This window comes from Butyricicoccus sp. (assembly GCF_050872565.1).
In the GTDB taxonomy this organism is placed as follows: Bacteria; Bacillota; Clostridia; order Oscillospirales; family Butyricicoccaceae; genus Butyricicoccus_A.
The window spans coordinates 1-4706 of sequence record NZ_JBNMHC010000174.1; the positions used below are offsets into that span (position 1 = coordinate 1).

Here is a 4706-nt window from a genome sequence, read left to right on the forward strand (position 1 = left end):
TTGGCGGTAATCCCCCAAATTGTCCAATCCCGATATTGATAAAATAAAATATCTTCTCTGCGTTCCCGCCATTGATACTTTTCGCCGCCCACAATGCGGGACAAAGGAAAATTCTCCGGCGGGTGTACCGGCAAGGTAATGCGATACTGTTCCGGCTCTTGGGTCTGAAAAAATGACAGCGGCACGCAAAATACCTGTTCTACTTCTGCCGGGCTGTATGTCATCGCATAGGCAGACAACTTGGCTGCATATGGGTACAGCATCAGTGTATTCGTGTGCAAAACATCCATCAAGCCAAAAACCTCGATTTGCTCCGGTCGTATCAAAAGCTCTTCACAAGCCTCTCGAACGGCTGCCTGCTGCGGTGTCTCTCCCGACTCTATGGCGCCGCCAGGCAAGCAAATATCACGGGGTTGATGCTTGAGCTTAGGCGACCGCTGTTCCAATACGATTTGCAGTCCATCTGCTGTTTCCATCAGCGGAATCATAACTGCCGCCTGCTTACATTGTTTGCATCCAATAATAGATGGTTGATGTTTTCTTAACCGTTCGAGTAATTCCGGTGACATACATTCTCCTTTTTCTTGTGCCATTTATACTGTGTGAATAGGAACAGCTGGATTTTTCCGTTTGATAATTTCACTGCTGTGGCTGCGCAACACCAATTCGTCATTCTGGTTGTATAAGTCAACCTGTACGTCAATCAGACCATTGTATGGATTACGTACTTGTGTATCTGCTACAAATGCTTTTCCATGCAGTGTATCTCCCGCGAAGACCGGCGCAAAAAACTGCATACGAATTTCCGTACCGGCAAGTGTTTCCTTGCCTCCGAAGTCCTGCATGACATAGTGTGCCCAGCCAAGCAAAAATGTATAAACACCGGATGCCAGAATTTGACCGGCACGTGTCGTTTTGGCAAATGTTTCATCCACATGAACAGGATGCGGATTGTATGTCTGAGAAAATTCCAGCATTTCATCCCGACAAACCGGTGTTTCTGGAATGATTCGATAATCTCCTACTTGAATCTCTTCAAAATACATCGTACAGTTCTCCTATCTTTATAACATTCTTATTGTAAATGGGGCAAAAGCCAATTGCAAGAACTTTTGCGAAATCCAAGCGCTGCATTTGCTTTTTCTCTATGCTTCCTGTATAATATGGGACTGGAAAGAATTTAAATGAAATCGGGTGAACATATGAATCATCTAGAAGCACAGTTCCAGACGTCGGAGACCTTTTTGCTCAGTGCTGTGCTGGCGCTGTCCGGCGGTTTTCAGGACGCATACACGTACAATGTGCGCGACGAGGTTTTCTCCAATGCGCAAACCGGTAACATCGTCCTGATGAGCCAGCATTTCATGGAAGGCGACTGGACAACCGCTCTGCATTACTTGTTTCCGCTCTTCGCCTTTGCTCTTGGCGTCTTTGTCGCAGAGCAGATCGGTCATCGTTACAAAACGTACACCAAGCTGCACTGGCGGCAAATTGTCGTGGCGATTGAATTGGTGCTGCTCATTATCGTTGGTTTTATTCCCACGCAATACAACATGATTGCCACCGCTCTCGTGTCGTTTGCTTGCTCCATGCAGGTGCAGACCTTCCGCAAAGTACATGGCTATGGTTATGCCAGCACCATGTGCATCGGCAATCTTCGCAGCGGCACGGAAAGTCTGTCCATCTATCTGCGCGACAAGAAGCCGGAAGCCCTGCGCAAAGCTTTACACTATTATGGCATCATCTGTGTCTTTGCCATCGGTGCAGGTGCAGGCGGCATTTGCTCGCTGCACATTGGTCTGCGGGCAATCTGGGTATCCAGTGTATTGCTGTGCATCGCATTCGGCATGATGCAAAAAGAACATCGTTAAGTAAATATGACGTCAAAAGCGTGATACCGAAACAATCGGCATCACGCTTTTTTCTATGCATGTTTTCTCGCTTCTGCAAGCAATTTTTTGATTTGAATGATGAGTGTCGGCACAAATGCCAAAGCAGCAATTTCCGCCAGCTGGCACAAGCCAAATCGCGGAGAAACCATAAACAACTGGTTCAGTCCCGGAACGAACAAAACAGCGAGCAGCAAAAGAATGCCTGTTAAGAACGCCCAATTAGAGTACGGATTGGTGGAAAATTTCAACCGGAATATGGAGGCTTCTCCTCGGCAGTTAAAGCCATGGAACAGGCGTGCCAACGTCAAGGTCGAAAACGCCATCGTGGATGCCAGTGCCGCATCCTGCTGATACCCCAAATAGAATGCCGCCATCGTCACCACAGCGATCAGCAAGCCCTGCCAGCTGATATTTCCAATGAGCGACCGATTGAGCAACGGTTCGTTCGGATTGCGCGGGGCACGGTCAAGCAGCCCGCGCCGTGCCGGTTCCATGCCAATGGCAATCGCCGGAAGCGAATCCGTGAGTAAATTGATGAATAACAGATGCACGGGCTGAAATGGCACAGGCAACGCCAACAGCGACGCATACAGCACACAGAAAATGCCTGCGGCATTGCCGGACAGCAAAAATCGAATTGCATTGCGAATGTTCTCATAGGCACTTCTGCCATTGACGACTGCCTTGACAATTGTTACAAAATTATCATCCGTCAAAATCATCGAAGCGGCATCCTTGCTGACTTCTGTGCCAGTGATGCCCATCGCCACACCAATATCCGCCTGTTTGAGTGCCGGTGCGTCATTGACGCCGTCACCGGTCATCGAAACAATCGCGCCGCGCTGCTGCCATGCACGGACAATCCGTATTTTATGCTCCGGTGACACACGAGCATATACGGAAATATGCGGCAAGCGTTCCTTCAGTTCATTCTCGCTCATCTGTTCCAGCTCCACGCCGGACACGGCAATATCTCCTTCTGCAAAAATGCCCAATTGGCGTGCGATTGCCGTTGCAGTGATTTTATGATCTCCGGTAATCATAACGGTTTTGATGCCGCCGCGCTTAGCATCCGCTACCGCTTGCACTGCCTCCGGACGCGGCGGATCTATCATGGAAATCAAGCCAAGAAAGGTAAAGCTGCATTCATCCTCTAGGGACAGCGGACGAACTTCGTCCAATTCTCGATAGGCAAATGCCAGCACGCGCAAACCTTGTTCCGACAGCTCTTGATTCACGCGCATGATCTCTTTTCTTCGCTCCGGCGTCAACTCGACACAACCGCCGCTTGTCAAAAGATGGGTGGAACGGTCGAGCAATCCATCGATGGCACCCTTGGTAAACATCGTCGGTACCCCGTTGATTTCGTGCAGAGTACTCATGCGTTTTCGGTCCGAATCAAATGCCAACTCACTCAATCGTGGATATTGTGCGCGATACTCCTCTTCTTCGATACCGAATGCTTCGCCCAACATAACAAGCGCTACTTCTGTTGGGTCACCGATAGAAGTTCCCGTCTGTTTATCATGTGTCGCATCACTCGCCAGCAAGGCAGATTGAAGCAGCATTTGCTGTACGGGATGAGAGAGATTGAGTTGCTCTTTTGTGATGATCTGTCCATCTGCATACAGCTTTTGCGGCGTCATTTTGTTTTGTGTCAATGTGCCGGTTTTATCCGAACAGATGACTGACACACTGCCCAAGCTCTCCACTGCTTTTAAATCCTTGATAATCGCATGTTGCTTTGCCATCTTTTGTGTGCCCATCGCAAGCACAATCGTGACAATAGACGATAACACTTCCGGAATCGCCGCCACAGCCAATGCCACGGCAAACATCAGCGAATCTAAAATACTCATGCCGGTACGAAGGACAGACAGTGCAAAGACACCCGCGCAGATAATAAGAATGCCGACTGCCAATCTGGCACTAAACGCATCCAAGTTTTCCTGCAACGGCGTCTTGCGCTGCTGCGTTTGGTTCATCAGTGCTGCAATCTTACCGAGTTCGGTCTGCATCCCTGTCGCTGTCACAAGCACCGATGCGCGGCCATATGTCACCAACGAACCAGAAAACACCATGTTTTTCTGATCGCCCAAAGCAACCTGTTCCGCAGAAATGGCATCCTCGCATTTATCCACACCCTCGGACTCTCCGGTCAGCGAGCTTTCGTTGACTTTCAGCGAATAATTTTCTAAAATTCGTCCATCCGCCGTGACCATATCTCCCGCTTCAAGCAGCAAAATATCTCCCGGAACAAGATTCGTGGAATCTACTTCGATGCGCACGCCATCGCGCAATACTTTTGCCGTCGGTGATGCCATTGCCTTCAGACTCTCCAGAGATTTCTCTGCTTTGACATACTGTACCGTGCCTAAAATCGCATTGAGCACTAACACAGCAAAAATAACTATCGTGCTCTCCACATTGCCGGAACAGGCGGAAATGATCGCCGCAATCATCAAAATGCAAACCATCAAATCCTGAAACTGTTGAGCAAAAATTTGCACAATGCTCTTTTTCTTTCCCTCGGACAGTTGATTTTTTCCATACATTTGCCGTCTTTGTGCGGCTTCCTGTGTGGATAAGCCTTGCAGCGAGGTTTGCTGAGCGCGCAGCGCCTCTTCTGTCGTCTTTCTAAAATAGTCTTGTGTCATTCTTGCCTTCCTTTCATCGTTTTTCTGCGGCGGAAGGCAAATAAAAAAAGACCTTCCGCCAGCTGAAGCGTATAACAACAGCTGCCGAAAAGTCTTGTTACCTGTGTGTTCAGGCGCACCCTGCCAGATTTGCCCGCGCAAATCGTGATGTTGACAA

Annotated in this window: 4 protein-coding genes; 1 reads left to right on the top strand and 3 read right to left on the bottom strand. The window is 48.9% G+C overall.

All coding sequences use genetic code 11. The features are described 5' to 3' along the window. On the bottom strand, positions 1–569 hold a 569-nt coding region (locus tag ACR0P9_RS07890), incomplete at its 3' end, for an NUDIX hydrolase (protein WP_432618972.1). A 24-nt stretch (positions 570–593) separates the two neighbouring features. Beyond that, positions 594–1046, bottom strand: coding sequence for a MaoC family dehydratase (locus ACR0P9_RS07895; protein WP_432618974.1), 453 nt, complete (start codon positions 1044–1046; stop codon positions 594–596). Between the two features lie 156 nt (positions 1047–1202). Here ACR0P9_RS07895 and ACR0P9_RS07900 point away from each other — a divergent pair, with 156 nt between their 5' ends. Then, a complete protein-coding gene (locus ACR0P9_RS07900; RefSeq protein WP_432618976.1) occupies positions 1203–1871 on the top strand; it encodes a YoaK family protein in 669 nt (222 codons plus the stop codon). A 53-nt stretch (positions 1872–1924) separates the two neighbouring features. Here the strand turns inward: ACR0P9_RS07900 and ACR0P9_RS07905 are convergent, their stop codons facing one another. Further along, on the bottom strand, positions 1925–4549 hold the full coding sequence (locus ACR0P9_RS07905) for a cation-translocating P-type ATPase (protein WP_432618978.1): 2625 nt from the start codon (positions 4547–4549) through the stop codon (positions 1925–1927). Positions 4550–4706: the final 157 nt, after the last annotated feature.